Source organism: Nocardia sp. bgisy134 (assembly GCF_057708325.1).
In genome coordinates this window covers 67,478-88,484 of record NZ_JBYIRW010000007.1, presented here as the reverse complement: position 1 = coordinate 88,484, position 21,007 = coordinate 67,478, and the positions used below count along the sequence as shown (strand labels likewise).

The following is a 21,007-nucleotide window of genomic DNA, read 5'->3' as shown; positions in this document are numbered from 1 at the left end:
TGTCAACTCGGAGATGTACCATTAGAAGGTGACCGATACGACCCCGCTGATCGGCGAGCCCTTGGCGCTGGACCTGGTCAACACCCGACCGCTCGGCACGGATCTGCTCGCCACCACCGAACAGTTGGCGGACTGGCTCGCCCGCCAATCCGACCGCCACCCCGAGCTGGCGCTGGACCGACCCGCCCCCGCTGACCTGGCCGCCGTGCACGACGTGCGCGACCACATCGCCGCCGCCCTCGACGCGGTGCTGCACGGCCAACCCCCGCCCGCCGCGGCGCTGCGCGCGCTCACCACGGCGCAGGCCGCCGCCCCTGCCGTCCGCCGCCTGCACTGGGACGGCGCCGCCGTCGTCGCCACCCCGCACCGCGACGGCCCGTCCGCCACATGCCTGTCGGCCGTCCTCGCCGAAGCCGCGGCCGACCTGCTCACCGACCCTGCCCTCGCCAAACTCAAACGCTGCGAGGCCGACGACTGCGTGCTCCTCTTCCTGCCCGCCCACCCCAAACGCCGCTGGTGCTCCCCCGAACGCTGCGGCAACCGGGTCCGCGTGGCGCGCTACTACCGGAAGCACAAGGAGTAAGCGGACGCGAGAGGGAATCGACGGGAGAGAAATGGTGGTTTGCACTTCGGGGCGGGCGCGGGCCGGGTGGGCGCAGTAGGCTCGCGACATGGCCGTACTGCGGTGGCGGGTGGGGGCTGGAATCGTGTCCGCCGGGCTGGCGCTCGGGGTGGCGCAGCTGCTTGCCGCGTTCATCCGGTCCGAGAGCGCGCCGATCTACGTGCTCGGTGCGGCGGTCATCGACCACACCCCCGACGGCCTGCGCGAATGGGCGATCAGCACGTTCGGCACGGCCGACAAGACGGTGCTGTTCCTCTGCATGGCTGTCGTCGCGGTCTTCGTCGCGGGTCTCGCGGGCGCCCTCGAACGCGTCGACCGCGCGACGGGCTCCACCCTGCTCGTCTTCTTCGGCTTGCTCGCCGCGTTCCTGGCCGCCGAACGCTACGGCGTCCTCGCCGCGATTCCCACCGTAATCGGCGTCGCCGCAGGGATATACGCGCTCCGCGTACTGACCGAGCAGATCACCGAAGCGTTTCCCGGCACAGCATCCGAACAGCCGCCACCGAACACGCCGCCTTCCGATCACACGACTCCCGCCACGGCATCGGCACAGGTTCACCCCGCCGACTCCCCTGTTGCACCGGAAACCCCTGGCGCGCAGCCTCACTCGGGTGCGGACGCAAGTAGTCGCGCCGATCGAGTGCAGGCGGATGGTTCGACGCATCCCGAAGCCGACACCGCTGCGCGCGCCGACACTGCCATCGAGCCGCGGACCGGCGCCGACGCGACCGCGGAATCATCCCGAAGCGCCGCCGACCTGCGGACCGAAGTGGATGCGGGGACGGGTTCGACCGGCTCAGGGGGGATCGCGGCGGGCCCGCAGCGGCGAGATCTGTTGCGGGGCATGGCGATCACGGGCGGCGTGGCCTTGCTGGCCGGCGCAGGTGGGCGGCTGTGGGGTGCGCGGCGCGGGGACGTCTCGGGCGAGCGCGCGGCGGTCACGCTGCCGCAGCCGACCGAGCCCGCGATCTCGTTGCTGCCCGATGCCGATCTGCGGGTGCCGGGGCTGACGCCGTATCTCACTGCCAACGACGACTTCTACCGGATCGATACCGCGCTCTTCCTGCCGCAGGTCTCGATCGACGACTGGTCGCTGCGCATCCACGGCATGGTGGATCGCGAGATCACCATCGGCTGGGCCGATCTCGCGCGGCGGCCAGTGGTGGAACGGCTCGTGACGCTGGCCTGCGTGTCGAATCCCGTGGGCGGCGATCTCATCGGCAACGCGCTGTGGCGCGGCTACCGTCTCGTCGAGCTGCTCGCCGAGGCCGGACCGCATCCCGACGCCGATATGGTGCTCTCCCGCAGCAAGGACGGCTGGACGTCGGGAACCCCGCTGGCCGTTCTCACCGACGGCCGCGACGCCCTGCTCGCGGTGGGCATGAACGGCGAACCGCTGCCGGTGGCGCACGGTTATCCGGCCCGGCTGGTGGTGCCCGGCCTGTACGGCTATGTCTCGGCCACCAAATGGGTGACCGAACTGGAGGTCACCCGGTTCGACCGCGCCACCGCCTACTGGACCCGGCGCGGTTGGTCGGCCCTCGGCCCGATCAAGACCGGCACCCGCATCGACACCCCGCGCGGCCGGGTCCGCAGACCACCCGGCCGCATCCCCGTCGCGGGCGTGGCCTGGGCCCAGCACCGCGGCATCACCGCCGTCGAGGTGCAGATCGACGACGGCGACTGGCGTCCGGCCCGCCTGTCCACCGAACAGTCCATCGACACCTGGCGCCAATGGGTCTACGACTGGGACGCCACCCCCGGCACCCACACCCTCCGCGCCCGCGCCACCGACGGCACCGGCGAAACCCAAACCGCCGAACGCCGCGACGTCATCCCCGACGGCGCCACCGGCCACCCCACCCTCACCATCCAAATCGGCTGACGCCGGGCACGACGCCCGGGATATTCATCGAATGCGATAGCGTTCGCCGAATGCATCCGGATAGGGTCTGAGCAGGTAGTTGGCCCGATCCCAAGGAGCGCACATGTCCGCGATCTTCGACTGGGCGAAGTCCGAGAACCTGCAGCCGGAGCCGATCACGCTGGACATCTGGCGCGAACTGCCCGAAGACTTCTGCCGCCAGGTCGAATTGGTCAACGGCGAGGCGGTGCGCGCCGAATCGCCGAATCGGCAGCACCAGAAGGCCGCTCGACGACTGGCCGAATTGCTCGAAACGGCCGCCGAACAGCACATGGACCGATACCAGGACGGCTGCCTCGATGTGGACACCGACTTCGATGTCGCGCTGTGGGAGCTTCCGAAGGCTACGGTCCGCCGGCCCGATGTTGCCCTCTACGAATGCGCCCCCGATGAATTGCGGCCGCGACCGGCGTCCATGCTGCTCATCGCGGTCGAAGTCGTGTCACCGGGCAGCGAGAAGATCGACATCGCTCAGAAGAAGGCCGATTACGCGCTGGCGGGAATTCCCTGGTACTGGATCGTCTGGATCGCCGACAACCGCGTCGATTCGATCGAAGTCTTCGTACTCGATCACGCACTGACGCAGTACCGTCCGCACGTTGTGCTCGAGCCGGGCGGGGCCGAGATCGTCGATATGCCGGTGCGGTTGAAGGTCGATTGGGACCGGCTCTCCGGACTCGTGCGCTGAGGCCGCATCCCCGGGTGGGGATGCGGCCGGGCGGCGATCAGGCCGAGACGCTGTCGGCCTTGGCGAGTTTGTCGGCGGGGCCCGCGGGGGTGGGGGTGCCGTGGCGGACGAAGAGGGCCGAGGCTACGACGCCGATCAGCAGGATGGCGGCGGGCAGCAGGATGGATTCGCCGAGGGCGGTGCTGAATTCGCCGAGGATCTGCGGCGGGAGGGGGCCTTGGCCGACGCCTTCCCCGGTGGGTGCGCCGCCCACGAGACCGTTGGCGGACATCCGAGAGGCGATCAGCGCGCTGATGGCCGCGCTGCCCAGCACCGAACCGACCTGACGGGTGGTGTTGTAGACGCCCGCGCCCGCACCCGCCTGGTGCACGGCCAGGTTGTGGGTGGCGGTGGAGGCCAGCGGCGCCCAGATGCAGGCGTTGGCGAAACCGGCCAGCGCCGCGGACGCCAGGAACCACGCGATGTTGGAATCCGGCGTCATGATCGCCGACCACCAGAAGATCGACACCGCGAACAGCGCGAAGCCGGTGGTCGGGACGATGCGCGGATGCAGCCGATCGGCGAACTTGCCGACGAGCGGCGCGGCGAAACCGGTGACGATCGCCATCGGCGCGAACACCAGTGCCGACCTGGTCGGCGACAGCTCGCGCACCGCTTGCAGATAGAAGTACGAGGGCACCATCACCGAGGTGACCGTGGCGCCCATCGCGGCGATGGCCACGTTCGACAGCGCGAAGTTGCGGTCGCGGAACAGACCGAGCGGCACCAGCGGCTCACCGGTGTTGCGCGCCTGGTTCACCGCGAACACGCCGAGCACGACCAGACCCGCGGCGATCATCAGCCAGATGCGCGCCGACCAGTCGTAGCTGTTGCCCTCCTGAATGCCGAACACCAGCAGGAACATGCCGATGCCGCTGAGCACCACGCCGGGGATGTCGAACTTGTGCGGGTGCGTGGGCAGCGCGGGCACCAGCCAGACCGCCAGCGCGAAGGCGACGATGCCGACCGGCACGTTGACGATGAAGATCCACTCCCAGCTCAGCCCGTCGACCAGCACGCCGCCCAGGATCGGGCCGACCAGGGTGGCCAGACCCGCCACGCCGCCCCACAGACCCATGGCCGCGCCGCGCCGGTCCGGCGGGAAGGTGCGGGTGATCACCGCCATGGTCTGCGGCGTCATGAGCGCGGCGCCGAGGCCCTGCACGGCGCGCGCGGCGATCAGCATGCCGATGCTCTGCGACAGCCCGCACCACAGCGACGCGGCGGTGAAGACCGCGAGACCGATGAGGTAGATGTTCTTGGGGCCGTAGCGATCACCGAGCCTGCCGGTGACGAGCAGCGGAACGGCATAGGTGAGCAGGTAGGCGCTGGTGACCCAGATGACCTGGGAGATATCGGCCTGCAGGTCCCGCATGATCGCGGGGTTGGCGACCGCGACGATGGTCATGTCGAGCAGGATCATGAAGAAGCCGACGACCAGCGCGGACAGCGCTAGCCACGGATTGCGTTGGGTGGGCATAGGGATGTCGTTCCTATCCGAGAAGATCGGTGTGAGTGATCGGAGGCGGTCACGGCGCCGCTGCCGTCGAGCGGCGCGGCATGGGCGGCGGCTCCGGGTGGTCGTCGTCGGCCCAGGGATGTTCGGGTCCGGCCAGCCGGATGCCGGTGTGCGGGTCGAACTCCTCCCACTCCAGTGCGCCGCTTGCCAATTCGTCGAGGAAGCCGGTCAACCAGGTGAGCTCGGCCGCGAATGTGGTGCGCAGATAGGTCAATACGACCCAGTAGCGGCGTTCCACCTCGTGGGTACGGGCCCAGTCGGTCATCGTGTCGAGGTCTTCGAGATCGCGCTCGAGGTGGGCGACGCGTTCGCGCACCAGCGCGAGCACGTCCTCCTTCGGCAGGTTGTGCGCTTCGGCCAGCGCGACGGGGAACAGCGGGTATTCCCGCTGCGGATAGCGCAGGAGCTCGGCGAGCCTGGCCCGCAGCGCGTCCCTACCGGACGCGGTGATCCGGTAGGTGGTGCGTTCGGGGCGGTTGCCCGCGCGGTCGACGCCCTCGGCGCGCACCAGTTCTTGATCGGCCAGCCGGGTGACGGTGTGGTAGAGCGAGCCGGGCCGCAGCTTGACCAGCAGATCCTCGCCCCGCCGCAGCAGCAGCTGAAACATCTCGTACGGATGCATCGGCCGCTCCTCGAGCAGCGCGAGTACGGAGACCGCCAACGCGGTCAACGCCGGACGCGCCTGCCCCATGCAATCACCTCCCGTGGAAATCACCCCCGCCACACCGCGGGAGCCGGGTTGCCGTACCCCTTCGACCGCGAAACGGTAGTCGCGGGTACCGACATACTCCGTACCAAATACTCCACGTGGAATATACGGCTCAGAATTGCGGCGGGACAAGGGTGTGCAGTCAGCGCGTGACGAGCACCACCATCAGGACCCCATGGCAATCACGAACCCTTCGACGCACCTTCGACTTCCGGGCACCGACCCGGCGCTATGCGGACCGAACGGCATTGCGTCCGAACAGCTCTCGCGACCACCGACCCGGCTCAGGCCGAGGCCGAGGCTCGTCCGGCATCGCGATCGGCAGCCCGTGGCGGCAAGCGAACCGGACGGCATATCCGGTCGACAGCGGATCACCCCAGAGGAACGCGACGTTCGGAACACCGCCGGACGCGGCAGGCTCCGGCATCGTCCGCACGTGGCGCGCCGATGGACGACCTCGCCCCGGAACCTACAATCCGTGCGTGTCCAGCCAGGCGCGCGCGACCTCACCGGCCGCGGCGCCGTCGCGGACGCGGCGGATCATCTCGACCAAATCGTCCGTCGTCAGTTCGCCCGCAACGTAATTCAGCTTCCGGATGCGCTGGTCGTCGAGCAGCCCCTTGCGGAACACCGGGATCACGTTCTCGGCGCGCAACGCGTACTCACGGTCGGTCAGCACCGTGAGCCCCTCGGTGGCCGAGGAGGTGAGCGCGGAAGGACCGCCGATCACTCCGGCTTGAACCGAGTTGTCCAGCAGGGCATTCCGCAGCGCGGCCGTATCGGGCAACGGCGTCTCCCCCGCGAAGTCGCAGACGGTCACCGGTGCGGCGCCGGGGGCACGGAGCGCGTCCGGCGCGGGAGCCAGTCCGGCGCGGAGTTCTCCGCAGCGCGGGGCGAGTTCGGCGACCGAATCCAGATCGTCCCGGCGCGCGGCCTCGGCGGCGACCAGCACCCGTGGCCGCAGATCGGTGCCGTCGGCCGGATCCGAGACGACCAGCCCCTCCGGCAGCGAGCGGTTCAGATCCTGGACCACGGCGGATGGCGTGCGCGCCGCGGACCGGCTGTCGTAGAAGGCCAGCAGTGCGCCGGTGTGCTCGCCGACCAGCGCGACCCGGCCCGCGTCGAGCGCGGCCAGATAGTCGGCCCGCTGCCCGAGCTCCGGCTGCACGGCGACCCGCAGCCCGGTCCTGGCCAGCGCGCCCGCGTAGACCTCCGCGAGCACCCGCGATTCGATCGCGTCACCCGCGCCGACCACGAAGGCGGGGCCGGGATCGTCGTTTCCGCAGGACACGACCGCGGCCGCGGCCGCGGCGACCAATATCCGGGCCAGCACCCGCCTAGACGCGGCCAACACCATCCGGCGACACCAACTCTCCGAAGACGACTACAGCCGACAGAAATACCCAGTTGCGGGCAGTATGGACAACCAGAATGTACCGGTGCCGCTTCGGCCTCGGCCGCACGCACCGTCCGCATCCGCCGGAAGGACCCCCGTGAAGACCACGATCACCCCCGCTGCCGGGCGGTCGGCGCTGCGGCTCGCACTGCGCGCCTCCCGGCTCCTCGCCGCCGCGACACTGCTCGCCGTCGGCATGATCCTGTCGGCCTGCGGCAATTCCGATCCACTCGCCGCGGACGGCGACTGTGCGGGTGAGAGCCTGATCGTCGGCTCGGCGAACTTCCCGGAGTCCGAGACGGTCGCCAACATATACGCGGAGGTGTTGCGGGTCAACGGCTTCCAGGTGGACACCCGGCTCAACATCGGCAGCCGGGAGGCCTACATCCCGGCGCTACGCAAGTGCGCGATCTCGGTGATCCCGGAGTACACCGGCAATCTGTTGCAGTACCTGGACAACGACGCGACCGCGACCAGCGGCGCCGACGTCGAGGCCGCGCTGGCGGGCGCGCTCGGCTCCCAATTGGCCACCGCGGCGCCCGCACCCGGCCAGGACTCCGACGCGGTGGTGGTCACCCGTGCCACCGCCGAGCGCTGGAACCTGCGCACCATCGCCGATCTCGCGCCGCATTCGGCCGAGGTGAAGCTCGGCGCGCCCGCGGAATTCCAGGAGCGCCAGGGCGGACTGCCCGGCCTGAAGGAGAACTACGGCCTGGACATCGCCGCCGCCAACTTCGTCCCGCTCGCCGACGGCGGCGGTCCGGCCACCGTACGCGCGCTGGTGGAGGGCCAGGTCACCGCCGCCAACATCTTCACCACCTCCCCCGCCATCGCCGAGAACGATCTCGTCGTACTCGCGGACCCGAAGCACAACTTCCCGGCGCAGAACGTGATTCCGCTGTTCAACGCCGCCAAGAAGTCCGACAAGGCGATCGCCGCACTGAACGCGGTCTCGGCGAAGCTCACCACCGAGCAGCTGATCGAGCTGAACAAAGCGGTGTCGGGCAGCAGCAAGACCGAGCCCGCGGCGGCCGCCAAGGCGTGGGTCGCGGCACAGGGGTTGAACACGCCGGTCGGGTGATCCGGCGCGGGTGATCGCAGGGAGGGCAGCGGTGTCGGACATCGAGTTCCACGCAATCAGCAAGACCTATCCGGACGGCACGCACGCCGTCACCGATCTGGATCTGCGCATCGAGTCCGGTTCGTTCACCGTGTTCGTCGGTCCGTCCGGCTGCGGAAAGACCACGTCGATGCGGATGATCAACCGGATGATCCGGCCCACCTCGGGCACGATCACCATTGCCGGACAAGACATCTCGACGGTGGATCCGGTCCGGCTGCGGCTCGGCATCGGCTACGTGATCCAGAGCGGCGGCCTGCTTCCGCACCGCACCGTGCTCGACAATGTCGCGACCGTGCCGGTACTGCGTGGCGATTCGCGGCGCGCGGCGCGCAAGGCGGCGCTGGAAGTCCTGGACCGAGTGGGCCTGGATCGTGGTCTGGCCGCTCGCTACCCCGCCCAGTTGTCGGGCGGTCAGCAGCAGCGGGTGGGCGTGGCGCGGGCGCTGGCCGCCGACCCGCCGATCCTGCTGATGGACGAGCCGTTCAGCGCCGTCGACCCGGTGGTGCGGGCCGAGTTACAGATCGAAATGCAGCGGCTGCAAGCGGAATTGCACAAGACCATCGTCTTCGTCACCCACGACATCGACGAGGCGGTCACCCTCGGCGACCGGGTCGCGGTGTTCGGCCGCGCGGGCGTGCTCCAGCAGTACGATGCGCCGCAGCGCGTCCTGTCCGGGCCCGCGACGAATTTCGTCGCCGAGTTCGTCGGGCGCGATCGCGGCTATCGCGGCCTCTCCTTTCGCTCCGCCGATGACGTTCCGCTGCACGAGATTCCGACCGCTACCGCGGGCGCGGTGGGTGCGCTGCGGTTGAAGCAGGGCGAGTGGATTCTGGTGGTGGACGATACGGTCAAGCCGCTCGGGTGGGTCGACGCGACCGGCGTGGCATCCCGGCGCGCGGGCTGGCCGCTGGAGGACTGCATGGCGGCGGGCGGATCACTGTTCACACCCGCGGGCGACCTGCGCCAGGCATTGGACGCCGCGATCTCCTCGCCATCCGGAATCGGTGTGGCCGTGGACGATTCCGGACGCGTGCGGGGCGGCGTGCTGGCCACCGAGGTGATCGCCCAGCTGGCCGAGCAACGCGGCGCGGAAGACGCCGAGCGCAACCGGCTCGCTGGTGAACAGGGCCGCTCCGACGGCGACGGGGCCGGTTCGTGATCGGGGGCGGCTCCGCCACGGCGCCGCGCCGCGACGGGCGGGAGACCGCGTGCGATACCTGATCGACAACCTCTCCGACATCCTCGCCATCACCAGGACGCACCTGTATCTGGCGTTGACGCCCTTGCTGTTCGGCCTGGTGATCGCGATTCCGGCGGGCGCGATGATCCGGCGAATCCCGTGGCTGCGGCGCATCACCGTGACCGTGGCGAGCCTGGCCTACACGGTGCCCTCGCTCGCGCTGTTCGTGATCATCCCTCCGCTGGTGGGCATTTCGACGATCGATCCGTGGAACGTGATCATCGCCTTGACCATCTACTCGACCGCGCTGCTGGTGATCGCGGTGCCGGTGGCGCTGGATTCGGTCCCCGCCGCCGTGGTCGACGCCGCCGACGCCGTCGGTTTCGGACCGCTGCGGCGCACACTGACCGTCGACATGCCTTTGGCCATACCGGTTTTCGTGTCGAACCTGCGCGTCGTGGTGGTCACCGACATCGCCATGGTGTCGGTCGGCGCGCTGATCGGCGTCGGCGGACTCGGCAAGCTGTTCACCCAGGGCTATCAGCGCGACTACCCGGACGAGATCGTCGCGGGCATCATCGTGACGCTGGCGCTCGCGCTGCTCTTCGACCGGCTGGTGTACCTGCTCGGCCGGTGGGCGACGCCATGGACCAGGGCCGACGAGCGAACACGACGAGGAGCGAGCGCGTGAACCTCTTCGTCGACGCTTGGCGTTATTTCACCGACAGCGCCAATTGGGGCGGGCCCACCGGCATCGAATACCGACTGGCGCAACACCTTTGGTACACCGTGCTGGCGGTGGCCGGGTCGGCCGTGATCGCGGTGCCGCTCGGCCTGGCCATCGGCCACCGACGGCGCGGCGCCGCGGCGCTGGTCGGTTTCGCCAACGCGATGCGCGCGCTGCCCACCCTCGGCCTGCTCACGTTCCTGGTGCTGTTGCTCGGGCTAGGGCTGATCCCGCCGCTGCTCGCGCTGCTCACCGTCGGCGTCCCGCCGCTGCTGGCGGGCGCGTACGCGGGGGTGGCCAACGTGCCCGCCGACGTGGTCGACGCCTCCAGGGCCGTGGGTATGACCGAGCAGCAGATCCTGTTCCGGGTGGAAGTGCCCAATGCCATGCCGATCCTGGTGAACGGCCTGCGCGGCGCCACCCTCCAGGTGGTGGCCACCGCGACCATCGCGGCGTACGTGAACCTCGGCGGGCTCGGCCGCTATATCTTCGACGGCCTCGGGCTGCACCGCTACGACCGGGTGCTGGTGGGCGCGCTGCTGGTGGCGGCGCTGGCGATGCTGCTGGATGGACTGCTCGCACTCGTCGTGTGGGCGACGACGCCGGGCACCGGCAGGCTGCGCCGGTCGTCGGCTCCGGTCGACGTACCGCAAGCCGCGCGCTGACCTCGTCCGCTCCACTCGGCCCGTCCACGCCCATTGACCACTGGTGTGATCTAGGTCACTATTGCAAGTGGCCGTAGGAGTCGTCAGCCGTGCGCGCTCGACGCAACTGTGGCACGCCGTGTCGAGACCTGCGCATCCTCGAGTCCTGCGGGCACCGAACCCGAGACAAGGAGGATTGCGAGCATGAACGCACCGATGAAGGCACGTGACATCATGCACGCCGATGCCACGTGCATCCCCGCGGACGAGACGATCGACCGCGCCGCTCAGATGATGCGCAACATGGACGTGGGTGCGCTGCCGATCTGCCACAACGACCGCCTTGTCGGCATGCTGACCGACCGTGACATCGTTGTGCGCTGCATCGCCGAGGGACACAACCCGGGCCGCATCCGCGCGGGCGATCTCGCCAAAGGCACACCGCGCTGGGTCGACGCCGACGCCGACCTTCAGCAGGTGCTGGAACTGATGGAGCAGAACCAGATCAAGCGACTGCCGGTCATCGAGAACAAGCGCCTCATCGGCATGATCTGCGAATCCGATCTGGCCAAGAACGTCACCGACGCCCAGCTGGCCGAGTTCATCTCGGCCGTCTCCGTGCCGCACTGACCGCCGCTCCCGCTACGGGAACGACGCAGGGCGCCTCGTTCGTCGTTGAACGGGGCGCCCTGTCTATTGCGTAATCAGTTGTTACGCAACGCCCTCCGCACGCGCGGCGGCGGCGACAGCCTCGGCGACGGCCGGGGCGACCCGCGGATCGAGCGGGCTGGGGACGATCTTCTCAGGGCCGAGCTCGTCGGCGACCACGCCCAGGATGGCGTTCGCCGCGGCGATCTTCATGCCCTCGGTGATGCGCCGGGCGCCCGCGTCGAGCGCGCCCTTGAACACACCGGGGAAGGCGAGCACGTTGTTGATCTGGTTCGGGAAGTCGCTGCGGCCGGTCGCGACGATCGAGGCGTACTTGCGCGCCACGTCCGGGTGGATCTCCGGGTCCGGGTTGGACATGGCGAACACGATCGCCTCCGGCGCCATCGAGGCGATGAGCTCCTCGGCGATCAGGCCCGCCGACAGACCGAGGAACACGTCCGCGCCCGCGAGCGCCTCGGCGGCGGCGCCGGTGAGGCCGCGCGGGTTGGTGCGCTCGGCCAGTTCGGACTTCACCTCGTTCAGGTCGGCGCGATCGCGGCTCACGATGCCCTTCGAGTCGAGCACGGTGACATCGCGGACGCCCGCGGCGAGCAGGATGTTGGTGCACGCGACACCGGCCGCGCCCGCACCCGACACCACGACCTTCAGTCCGTCGATGTCACGACCCTGCACCCGGGCCGCGCCGTTCAGGGCGGCGAGCACCACGATCGCGGTGCCGTGCTGGTCGTCGTGCATGACCGGGCAGTCCAGCGCCTCGATGACACGCTTCTCGATCTCGAAGCAGCGCGGCGCGGAGATGTCCTCCAGGTTGACCGCGCCGAAGCTCGGGCGCAGCCGGATCAGGGTCTCGACGATCTCGTCGACGTCCTTGGTGTCCAGCACGATCGGGATGGAATCCAGGCCGGCGAACTTCTTGAACAGCGCGGCCTTGCCCTCCATCACCGGCAGCGAGGCGCGCGGGCCGATGTCGCCGAGGCCGAGGACGGCGGTGCCGTCGCTGACCACGACCACCAGGCGGTCGGTCCAGGTGTAGCGCTTGGCCAGCGTCTCGTCCTGAGCGATCGCACGGCTGACCTGAGCGACGCCGGGGGTGTACGCGATCGAGAGGTCACGCTGAGTGTCCAGCGGAGCCGAGAGCTCGACCGAGAGCTTGCCGCCGAGGTGTCCAGCGAAGATTTCGTCGTTTGTGATCTCGGACAAACTCGCGGTGGCATTCGGTGCGTCAGTCACAGGTGACACGATTTCACTCCTGCTCGGGTCGGGCTGAACCGGGGGACGGTTACCGCCGGGTAATTCGTAATAGGTGATTCGTACCGCTCATCGAGTGCGCTGACATGGACGTTTCGAGTCGGGGCGGGTGTGTCGAAACCCGACGATGAGCTCTAGACGTGGCGCTGCACTGATCCGCAGAGCGGGGGCCGGACGGGTGGGTCCGGACAGAACATGCGGGGCGATCCTCGGGGGCGCGACGGTACGTTGCGCGGCGCGGAGCACCGTTATTCCCGAACCCGGCGGTGGCGTAGGAGGGGAATCCGCAACATTCTGCCAGCCGGTCCGATGACTTGCCAAACCGGTGTGTCGGATCCCGGTTGCGCGTCATATTCCGAGGGTAGGTCCCCGGAATTACCCCGAAGTTAGGGGAAACTCGCATCCGCACATCGCACGGCGGTGAGTTCTCACATCGCCAGGCGGTCCGGTGGTGTGAGGTCCGGGTCTTGCCGGTCGGGCACGATTCTAGGGGTCTCCCGCACCGTGGGCGCGGGCTCCAATCCGACCGGCACCTGGCCGCGCGCGACGGACGGGCCGCGCACGGCGGGTGGCGGTTCCGACGTTACCCGCCGCAATCGCTCGGTGCCCACCCAGACGCTGTCCAGCCCGCCCGTGGTCAGGCGGACCCGCCACTCGTCCCCCGCGTCGGGGTGATCGGTGCGCCGATGCATGCCACGGGTCTCGGTGCGCGCCAGCGCGCTGTGCTTGGTCCATCTGGCCACCGCGAGCAGAGCCGCCGCCTGCCTGGCGCGTAGACGCTCGGCGCCGACGCCGCCGAGGGCGAACGCCGCGCCCGGCCACAGGGCGTCGAGTTCGGCGATGCTGTCGCGCAGGCTGCCCGCACTGCGCCAGTAGCTGCGCCGCAGCGGCAGGGTGTGCTCCTGCACGAGTCCGACGATCGCGCGGGGATCGATGCGCGCCCGCGCGGCGAGGCCGGCGCCGGGCACCGGACGCACCGGGCCCACCGCGCCTCTCGTCCGCGCGAAGCGGGCAGCGCTCTTCCCCGCCCAGACGCCGGACGCGATGGCCCAGGCTCCGCTCTGCCCGCCGAAGCCGCTCGCCGCGCCCGTGATCGGCTCGCGGCTCACCGCGTCGCCAGCGCCGAACAGCCCGGCCACCGTGGTCGCGCCGTCCGGACCGGCAAGCGCCAATCCGCCTGTGCCACGCACCGTCCCCTCGAGCACCGGTCGCAGCGGCACCCGCCCGGATCGATCGACCGCGCCCTGCCTGGTGAGCCAGTGCCGGACGACTTCCGGCATGTCGGCCACGGACGCGGACACCCGCCGCCCGTCGGCGATGGCTGCGAACACCGAGTGCCGATCGCCCTCGAAGACGGCGGCGCTCTCGTCGTAGAGCGCCGCGCCGCGCAGCGCGAGGCCAGGCGCGAAACTCGGATGCATCGCCGGAGTCATCGCGTGCAGCGCGGGCGCGAGGCCGTAGGCGCTGGAGAATTCCATGCCGGACAGCCGCGCACCCGCCTCGGCGGCGAGCAGCAGACCGTCGCCGGTCGCCACGTCGGTGCCCGCGCCGCCGGAGAGGAAGGCACAGCCGCCGGTGGCCACCACCACCGCGCCCGCGCGGACCATCCACGCGCGAAAGCCATCGTGCTGCTGCACCCCGGCCGCGCCGGAGACCACACCGTCGCCGTCACGCAGCAGCTGCAACGCGGGATGGTGATCGAGGACGCGCACCCCCGCCTCGATCACGGTCCGCCGCATCCGGCGCAGGTAGCCCGCGCCGTCCAGGCGGACCCGCTGCGAGCCGGATCGCGAGTCGTCGGGGAACCGGTAGCCCCAGCCCACCAGCTGCTCGATCCGCCGATGCGTCTCGTCGAGCACGCGGTGCATCCAGTCCGGATCGCCGAGGTATCCGCCGTCGGCGTGCGATCGGCGCACCGCCTCGTTCCTGGCCGCGCCGGGCGGGATGTTCCACACCGTCGTGCTCCCGAACGCACAAGGCCCGCTGCTCCCGCAGCGGGCCTTGTCGACGAGCACCACCCTCGCCCCTCCGGCGGCAGCCGAGACGGCCGCCCAGGTTCCGGCGGGGCCGCCGCCTAGAACCAGCACATCCGTCTCGATGTCGATCACAAGAAAAGATGTTCGTCCACAATTCACCCGGCCGCAACCAGTACCGGACGATCAACCCCACCACTGTGTCCAGAGCAATACACCGGTGACGAAGAAAACAACCGCGGATCCGGAAAAGGCGAGAAAACCCCGATGCCTGTCCGAAAAGATTTGCGCCCCAACGACAGTCGCCGAGGCCACCAGATGCCAGGCCACCGACTCCGCGCCCGGACCGGGGAAACCACGCCGCGCGCCGATCGCCGCCGCGCCGACGACGACGAGCGTCAACAGCACCGTGCCCGCCGCCACCACGCCGCTGAGCGCGCGCAGGTATCTCACGAGACGATCACGGGCACACCCGTCGCCTTACCCGCGAGCTCCTCGAATTGCGCCGGGTCGGTGGTGAACTCGCCGAGGCGGATGGTCTTGTTGGCGCCGTGGTAGTCCGACGAGCCGGTGGTGAGCAGACCCAGTTCGTCCGCCAGAGCGGTGAGCACGGCGCGATCGGAGGCGGAATGGTCGGGGTGGTCGACTTCCAGTCCGCCCAATCCGAGGGTGGCCAGTTCCCTGATGTCGTCCACGGCGAGCAGCCGTCCCCGCTTGCGCGCCCTGGTGTGGGCGAGCACGCTGACCCCGCCCGCGCCCGCGATCATCTCGACCGCGCGGTGCAGCGGCGTGTCGGCCTTCTCCGCGTAGTACGGACCGCGCGGTGCGAGCAGCTCGACGAAGGCGGCGTCCACGCTCGGCACCACCCCGGCCTCGACCAACGCCCGCGCCAGGTGCGGCCGCCCGGCCGACGGTCCGGCGGAGGCGAGCACCGCGTCCGGGTCGATCGGCAGTCCGTCGGCGGCCATCAGCTCGGCCATCGCGCGCAGCCGGTCCACCCGCTCGGCGCGCAGCCGCTCGCGCTCCTCGGCGAAACCGCGGTCGGCCGGATCGAACAGGTAGGCGAGCAGATGCACCGGCACCGGCCAGCCGTCCTCGCCGAGCCCGACGCACGACATCTCCATCCCGCGCACCAGGGTCATGCCCTTCGGTAGCGCGTCGACCGCCTCCGCCCACCCGGCCGTGGTGTCGTGATCGGTGATCGCGACGATGTCGAGACCGGAGGCCGCCGCGTTTCGCACCAGCTCGGCGGGGGTGTCGGTGCCGTCCGACGCGGTCGAGTGGGTATGCAGGTCGATGCGCACGTCCTCCAGTCTTACAGTGCGCGATCTCCGGTCGGCACGGCAGCCGACGGCTCGGTCCGGCGACGGCATCTAGCATCGTCGTCGTGCCGTCCATACCGCCGTTGCCGTCTTTCCGCGGGCAAGGCCGCGCGACGCTCCCGCGCCCACGCATTCCGGTTCCCACCGCGCGAGCCGTGGTCGACTGTGCCGTCTACGTCGACGGGCTCCGGCTGCCCGGTCGATTCACCCACTCCGAAGCGCTCGCCGAGGTCCGCTCGCGCGGGACGGGCTTCGTCTGGATCGGGCTGCACGATCCGGACGAGACGCAGATGGCCGACATCGCCTCGACCTTCGACTTGCATCCGCTCGCCGCCGAGGACGCGGTCAAGGCCCACCAGCGGCCCAAGCTGGAACGCTACGACGACACGCTGTTCCTGGTGCTGCGAACGGTGTCCTATGTCCCGCACGAGATGGACAGCGTCAGCGAGATAGTCGAGACGGGCGACATCATGGTGTTCACCGGGGCCGACTTCGCGGTGACTGTCCGGCACGGCGAGCACACCGGTCTGGCGGGGGTGCGCCGCGAACTCGAGGAACGTCCCGAGCAGTTGAGGCACGGCCCGTACGCCGTGCTGCACGCGGTGGCCGACCACGTCGTCGACTCCTACATCGAGGTGGCCACGCTGGTGGAGAACGACATCGACGAGATGGAAGAGCAGGTCTTCACCCCGCGCAATCACGTCACCATCGAGTCGATCTATCAGCTCAAGCGCGAGGTGGTGGAACTGCGGCGCGCGGTCAATCCGCTCGCGGTGCCGCTGCAATTGCTCGGGCACAAACCGGATCTGCCGGTGCCCAAGGAGATTCAGCGCTATCTGCGCGACGTGGCCGACCACCACACCGCGGTGGCCGAGCGCATCTCCGATTTCGACGAGTCGCTCAGCGAGATGGTCAGCGCGGCACTGGCCAAGATCAGCGTGCAGCAGAACACCGATATGCGGAAGATCTCCGCGTGGGTGGCCATCGCGGCGGTCCCGACCATGGTCGCAGGCATCTACGGGATGAACTTCGAGCACATGCCGGAACTGAAGTGGACCTACGGCTACGGCGGGGTTCTGCTGTTCATCGCGACGGTGTGCGCCGGCCTGTTCATCACGTTCCGCCGCAACGACTGGCTCTGAAACGCCACGCGGCACCGGCGCTACAGCGTGGCCGCCCCGCGACCGGGGTCGCGCACGTCGATGCCCGCTTCCGTCCACGCCTCGCGCAGCGCCTGCGCGCCGCGCACCCGCACCCACGCCGCTTCGGTGGCGGTCACCGGCGTCACCGTCAGATACCTGACCGGCTCGGCGGGGTCGGGCAGCGGAATCTCCGGAATCTCGCTGTCGCCGAGCAGCGCCGCGGTGAACGCCGCGCCCTGCCACAGCGGCTCGCCGAGATCGAGCAACGCGTCGGCTTGCAGCACAACGCCTTCCACGGAGGGCGTGGCGACCAGAATGCCCAGCGCTTTGGGCAGGCCGGGCATGGCGGTGCCGGAGCGCAGCGTCAGCACCAGCTCCGCGCGCGGGCCGCGCACCGGATCGGCGTGCAGGTCACCGGGATCGCCCATCGGATGACGCGAGCCGCCGAGCGTCACGTAGTGCACGACGTCGCCGTCGACGATCCGCAGGATCTCGATCGGCTCCAGCCCGAGGAAAGTCACCGAGGCCGAATCCACGCCCGTCGCGGGCACACCGTAGTGGTCCAGCACCCCGGTGCGGACGGTGTCCATCATGTCCATGCGGTCAGATCGCCAACCGCGCGAGCATGTCCCGCGCCTGCTCGGCCGACTTCGGGTCGCACAGCACGTCGTAGCGGCCCGCCACCAGCTGCATGGTGGAGGCGAAATCGCGCTGCCCCCTGGTGGCCGCGTACGGAATCGAGGTCGAGATGACGCCGAAGATGATGCCGCCGACCAGGCCGACCAGCAGCGGACCGAACGCGCCGCTGGTGGTGAACAGGCTCAGCAGCAGACCGAGGAACAGACCGAGCCAGGCGCCGGAGACCACGCCGCCGCCGATCACCTTGCCCCAGTTCAGGCGGTAGAGCACGCGCTCGACCTGCATCAGGTCGACACCGACGATCGTCACGTCCTGCACCGGAAACTGGTTGTCGGCCAGGTAGTCGACCGCCCGCTGCGCCTCGGCGTAGGTCGGGTAGGAGCCCACCGGCCAGCCCGACGGCGGGGTCGGCAACCCCTGGCGGGCACGGTTGGGATTCCCCAAGGGATTCGTCATGACTCCATTCTGCTATTCCGCGCGGCCGTTCGGTGCTGTGAAACGCGTGGTGCGCGTCATGCCCGCGGCCCGGCCCTTGTCCGCCACCACCTGCGCCATCTTCGCGCTGGCCTCGTCGATCATCTCGTCGCCGAGCATGACCGCGCCGCGCGCGCCGCCCTCGGCGGAGGTGTGGAAGGCGTAGGCGTCCAGGATTTCCTCGGCCCGGTCGTAGTCGGCCTGGCGCGGGCTGAAGATCTCGTTGGCCGCGTCGATCTGGCCGGGGTGCAGCACCCATTTGCCGTCGAAGCCGAGCGCCGCGGTGCGCGCGGCGGCCCTGCGGAAACCGTCGACGTCGCGAATCTGCAAGTAGGGGCCGTCGATCGCCTGGAGGCCGTGGGCGCGCGCGGCGAGCAGGATGGTCATCAGGATGTGGTGGTAGGCGTCGCCGGTGTCGTACCCCTCCGGCTGTTCGCCGACCACGAGGGTGCGCATGTTGATGCTGGCCATGAAATCGGCCGGGCCGAAGACCAGCGCCTGGACCCGCGGGCTCGCGGTGGCGATCTCGTCGATGTTGCGCAGGCCCATGGCGTTTTCCAGCTGCGGTTCGATGCCGATCCGCCCGACCTCGAGCCCGTTGGCCCTCTCGACCTGGGTGAGCAGCAGATCCAGCGCACGCACCTGGCCCGCGTCGGTGACCTTCGGCAGCAGGATCGCGTCGATCTCGCGGCCTGCTCCCTCGACGACGGTGATCACGTCGGCGTAGGTCCACGCGGTCGTCCAGTCGTTGACCCGCACCACGCGCAGTTGCGAACCCCAGCCCGGCTGGTTCAGCGCGGCCACGATGTTGGCCCGCGCCGCGGCCTTGGCCACCGGCGCCACCGCGTCCTCCAGATCGAGGAAGACCTCGTCGACCGGCAACCCCTTGGCTTTCTCGATCATCTTGGGGTTGCTGCCTGGCACGGCGAGCACAGATCGGCGCGGCTTCATGGAGCCTCCTGTCTAGTCTGGCAAGCATGGCAGCTACCAGGGTGTACGTCGCCAGGCTCGCCGGCCTGGCGGTGCTGGGACCGGACGGGGAGTCTATCGGCCGCGTGCGCGACGCGGTCGTGGCGATCCGCTACGACCGTCAGGTACCGCGCGTGCACGGCCTGGTCGTCGAATTGCCGAGCAGGCGCCGGATTTTCGTGCCGATGTTGCGGGTGACCTCGGTCGAACCGGGCATGGTGACGCTCAACACCGGCACCGTGAGCCTGCGCCGTTTCCAGCAACGACCGGGCGAAATGCTGGCGCTGGCACAGATCGTGGATTCCAAGGTGCGCGTGGACGATCCGGACCTGCCCGACCTCGTGGACGTCGACCTGTTCGTCGTCGATCTCGGCATCGAACTGACCAGAACCAGGGATTGGCGGGTCTCCCGCGTCGCGGTGCGGGGGCACCGGCGGATCGGGCGGCGGCGCACGGTGCACGTCGTCGACTGGACCACGGTGTCGGGGCTGACCCCGTACGAGATCGGCAGGCCCGGCCAGGACGTCACCCAGCTGCTCGAACAGTTCGAGGGTCTGCGCCCCGCCGACGTGGCGCACCTGCTGCGCGAACTGCCGGAGAAGCGCCGCATCGAGGTCGCCGAGGCCCTCGACGACGAGCGGCTCGCCGACGTGGTGCAGGAACTCCCCGACGACGATCAGATCGACCTGCTCGGCCACCTCGAGGTGCGCCGCGCCGCCGACGTACTCGAGGCGATGGACCCCGACGACGCGGCCGACCTGCTCGGCGAACTCCCGACCGGGGAACGCGAATCGCTGCTCGCGATGATGGACCCCGAGGAATCCGAACCGGTGCGCAGGCTGCTCGCGCACTCCCCCGACACCGCAGGCGGCCTGATGACGACCAAGCCCGTGGTGCTGACCCCGTCGACCACGGTCGCGGAGGCGCTGGCCAGGGTGCGCAACCCGGATCTCACGCCCGCGCTCGCCTCCATGGTGTTCGTGGTCCGCCCGCCGACCGCGACGCCCACCGGGCCCTATCTCGGCTGCGTGCACATCCAGCAACTACTCCGCGAACCACCGGCGCACCTGGTCGGCGGCATCATCGATGCCGATCTCGCGCCGCTGCGGGCCGAGGTGCCGCTGTCCACGGTGACCAGGTACTTCGCCACCTACAACCTGGTGTGCGGGCCGGTGGTGGACAACGAGAACCATCTACTCGGCGCGGTCAGCGTCGACGACGTGCTCGACCATCTGCTGCCGGAGGACTGGCGCGAAGAAGAGCAGCCCGAAGGGATTCCGGCGCATGACTGACAAGAATCCGGCGGCGGGCGTCAGCAGGGTCGGGATGAGCTCCGCCCGGCAGCGATTGGAGATGCCGGTCGAGTCCCGGTTCCGATTCGACTGGGACGCAGAGGCATTGGCGCGCAGCTCGGAGCGGGTGGCCCGATTCCTCGGTACCGGAAGGTATCTCGCGCTGCAGACGGTTCTGGTGATCGTCTGGATCTTTCTCAACGTCTTCGTGGTGGCGCTGCGCTGGGACCCGTATCCGTTCATCCTGTTGAACCTCGCTTTCTCCACTCAGGCCGCGTACGCCGCGCCGCTGATCCTGTTGGCGCAGAACCGTCAGGACAACCGCGACCGGGTGGCGCTGGAAGAGGATCGGATGCGCGCGGCACAAACCAAGGCCGACACCGAATTTCTGGCCCGCGAACTCGCAGCGCTCCGCCTCGCGGTCGGCGAGGTGGCGACTCGCGACTATCTGCGCCGCGAATTGGAGGAGATGCGTGAGGTTCTCGACCGCATCGAGGCGGCGACAGGCCCGGAAGTCGACACGCCGCGTGAGGTCAAGCCGGGCAAGGCGAATCGCAAGAAATCCTCCGGTGGAAAGCAGTCCCACCTTCAGGTTTCACCGCCCGTTGCTGACGATTGACCGGAAATGCTCAACAACCTACTGACCGCTGGGTAACCTGGACAACGTTGTCCTGAGCGGGGCCCGGGCTCAGTACGTCCCGGACACCG

General features: G+C 69.6%; 21 protein-coding genes. 11 read left to right on the top strand and 10 right to left on the bottom strand.

Annotated elements, in window-relative coordinates:
- The first annotated feature begins 28 nt into the window (after positions 1-28).
- The 3 genes from AC3ERS_RS14615 to AC3ERS_RS14605 all read left to right on the top strand — a co-directional run bounded on the left by AC3ERS_RS14615 (position 29) and on the right by AC3ERS_RS14605 (position 3,234).
- Positions 29-583 carry a CGNR zinc finger domain-containing protein gene (locus AC3ERS_RS14615; RefSeq protein WP_431967615.1) on the top strand — a complete coding sequence of 185 codons (555 nt, stop codon included), beginning with the start codon at positions 29-31 and terminating at the stop codon, positions 581-583.
- Positions 584-671: 88 nt separating this feature from the next.
- Complete coding sequence (locus AC3ERS_RS14610; protein ID WP_431967613.1) at positions 672-2,507, top strand: molybdopterin-dependent oxidoreductase; 1,836 nt, start codon at positions 672-674, stop codon at positions 2,505-2,507.
- 103 nt (positions 2,508-2,610) lie between these two features.
- Positions 2,611-3,234, top strand: a complete 624-nt coding sequence (locus AC3ERS_RS14605; protein ID WP_431967611.1) for a Uma2 family endonuclease — start codon at positions 2,611-2,613, stop codon at positions 3,232-3,234.
- Positions 3,235-3,271: 37 nt separating this feature from the next.
- Here the strand turns inward: AC3ERS_RS14605 and AC3ERS_RS14600 are convergent, their stop codons facing one another.
- From AC3ERS_RS14600 to AC3ERS_RS14590, 3 genes are all read right to left on the bottom strand, one after another.
- Positions 3,272-4,753, bottom strand: coding sequence for a DHA2 family efflux MFS transporter permease subunit (locus AC3ERS_RS14600; protein ID WP_431967609.1), 1,482 nt, complete (start codon positions 4,751-4,753; stop codon positions 3,272-3,274).
- Between the two features lie 49 nt (positions 4,754-4,802).
- Positions 4,803-5,483, bottom strand: a complete 681-nt coding sequence (locus tag AC3ERS_RS14595; RefSeq protein ID WP_431967606.1) for a PadR family transcriptional regulator — start codon at positions 5,481-5,483, stop codon at positions 4,803-4,805.
- A gap of 487 nt (positions 5,484-5,970) precedes the next feature.
- Positions 5,971-6,858 carry a glycine betaine ABC transporter substrate-binding protein gene (locus AC3ERS_RS14590; protein ID WP_431967604.1) on the bottom strand — a complete coding sequence of 296 codons (888 nt, stop codon included), beginning with the start codon at positions 6,856-6,858 and terminating at the stop codon, positions 5,971-5,973.
- Positions 6,859-7,045: 187 nt separating this feature from the next.
- Between AC3ERS_RS14590 and AC3ERS_RS14585 the strand changes: the two genes are divergently transcribed.
- The 5 genes from AC3ERS_RS14585 to AC3ERS_RS14565 all read left to right on the top strand — a co-directional run bounded on the left by AC3ERS_RS14585 (position 7,046) and on the right by AC3ERS_RS14565 (position 11,201).
- Complete coding sequence (locus AC3ERS_RS14585; RefSeq protein WP_431967975.1) at positions 7,046-7,978, top strand: ABC transporter substrate-binding protein; 933 nt, start codon at positions 7,046-7,048, stop codon at positions 7,976-7,978.
- A gap of 31 nt (positions 7,979-8,009) precedes the next feature.
- Entirely contained in the window at positions 8,010-9,179 is a 1,170-nt protein-coding gene (locus tag AC3ERS_RS14580) for an ABC transporter ATP-binding protein (protein ID WP_431967602.1), read from the top strand.
- 49 nt (positions 9,180-9,228) lie between these two features.
- Positions 9,229-9,891 carry an ABC transporter permease gene (locus AC3ERS_RS14575; RefSeq protein WP_431967600.1) on the top strand — a complete coding sequence of 221 codons (663 nt, stop codon included), beginning with the start codon at positions 9,229-9,231 and terminating at the stop codon, positions 9,889-9,891.
- Positions 9,888-10,592, top strand: a complete 705-nt coding sequence (locus AC3ERS_RS14570) for an ABC transporter permease (RefSeq protein ID WP_431967598.1) — start codon at positions 9,888-9,890, stop codon at positions 10,590-10,592. Before AC3ERS_RS14575 ends, AC3ERS_RS14570 begins: the two co-directional genes overlap by 4 nt.
- 183 nt (positions 10,593-10,775) lie before the next feature.
- A complete protein-coding gene (locus AC3ERS_RS14565; protein WP_431967596.1) occupies positions 10,776-11,201 on the top strand; it encodes a CBS domain-containing protein in 426 nt (141 codons plus the stop codon).
- Between the two features lie 81 nt (positions 11,202-11,282).
- Here the strand turns inward: AC3ERS_RS14565 and AC3ERS_RS14560 are convergent, their stop codons facing one another.
- The 4 genes from AC3ERS_RS14560 to AC3ERS_RS14545 form a co-directional block, all read right to left on the bottom strand.
- Positions 11,283-12,479, bottom strand: coding sequence for an NAD(P)-dependent malic enzyme (locus tag AC3ERS_RS14560; protein ID WP_431967595.1), 1,197 nt, complete (start codon positions 12,477-12,479; stop codon positions 11,283-11,285).
- 437 nt (positions 12,480-12,916) lie between these two features.
- A complete protein-coding gene (locus AC3ERS_RS14555) occupies positions 12,917-14,596 on the bottom strand; it encodes an FAD-binding protein (RefSeq protein ID WP_431967593.1) in 1,680 nt (559 codons plus the stop codon).
- 51 nt (positions 14,597-14,647) lie between these two features.
- Positions 14,648-14,887 carry a hypothetical protein gene (locus AC3ERS_RS14550; protein WP_431967591.1) on the bottom strand — a complete coding sequence of 80 codons (240 nt, stop codon included), beginning with the start codon at positions 14,885-14,887 and terminating at the stop codon, positions 14,648-14,650.
- 23 nt (positions 14,888-14,910) lie between these two features.
- Positions 14,911-15,765 carry a PHP domain-containing protein gene (locus tag AC3ERS_RS14545; RefSeq protein WP_431967589.1) on the bottom strand — a complete coding sequence of 285 codons (855 nt, stop codon included), beginning with the start codon at positions 15,763-15,765 and terminating at the stop codon, positions 14,911-14,913.
- A gap of 83 nt (positions 15,766-15,848) precedes the next feature.
- Here AC3ERS_RS14545 and AC3ERS_RS14540 point away from each other — a divergent pair, with 83 nt between their 5' ends.
- Complete coding sequence (locus tag AC3ERS_RS14540; protein WP_431967587.1) at positions 15,849-16,925, top strand: magnesium and cobalt transport protein CorA; 1,077 nt, start codon at positions 15,849-15,851, stop codon at positions 16,923-16,925.
- 20 nt (positions 16,926-16,945) lie between these two features.
- On the opposite strand, the gene AC3ERS_RS14535 is transcribed toward AC3ERS_RS14540, so the two are convergent.
- Genes AC3ERS_RS14535 through AC3ERS_RS14525 form a run of 3 tightly spaced genes read right to left on the bottom strand, consistent with a single transcriptional unit; the run spans position 16,946 to position 18,989 of the window.
- Positions 16,946-17,524 (bottom strand): suppressor of fused domain protein, encoded by a 579-nt coding sequence (locus AC3ERS_RS14535; RefSeq protein WP_431967585.1) that lies wholly within the window; start codon positions 17,522-17,524, stop codon positions 16,946-16,948.
- A 4-nt stretch (positions 17,525-17,528) separates the two neighbouring features.
- A complete protein-coding gene (locus tag AC3ERS_RS14530) occupies positions 17,529-18,020 on the bottom strand; it encodes a YflT domain-containing protein (RefSeq protein WP_431967583.1) in 492 nt (163 codons plus the stop codon).
- Between the two features lie 12 nt (positions 18,021-18,032).
- A complete protein-coding gene (locus AC3ERS_RS14525; RefSeq protein WP_431967581.1) occupies positions 18,033-18,989 on the bottom strand; it encodes an HpcH/HpaI aldolase/citrate lyase family protein in 957 nt (318 codons plus the stop codon).
- A gap of 26 nt (positions 18,990-19,015) precedes the next feature.
- On the opposite strand from AC3ERS_RS14525, the gene AC3ERS_RS14520 reads away from it, so the two are divergent.
- Together AC3ERS_RS14520 and AC3ERS_RS14515 are read left to right on the top strand one after the other, a co-directional pair.
- A complete protein-coding gene (locus AC3ERS_RS14520; protein WP_431967579.1) occupies positions 19,016-20,299 on the top strand; it encodes a magnesium transporter MgtE N-terminal domain-containing protein in 1,284 nt (427 codons plus the stop codon).
- The gene (locus tag AC3ERS_RS14515; RefSeq protein ID WP_431967577.1) at positions 20,292-20,918 is read left to right on the top strand and encodes a DUF1003 domain-containing protein; all 627 of its coding nucleotides are present in this window, start codon (positions 20,292-20,294) and stop codon (positions 20,916-20,918) included. The genes AC3ERS_RS14520 and AC3ERS_RS14515 overlap by 8 nt, the downstream gene beginning before the upstream one ends.
- Positions 20,919-21,007 lie beyond the last annotated feature (89 nt).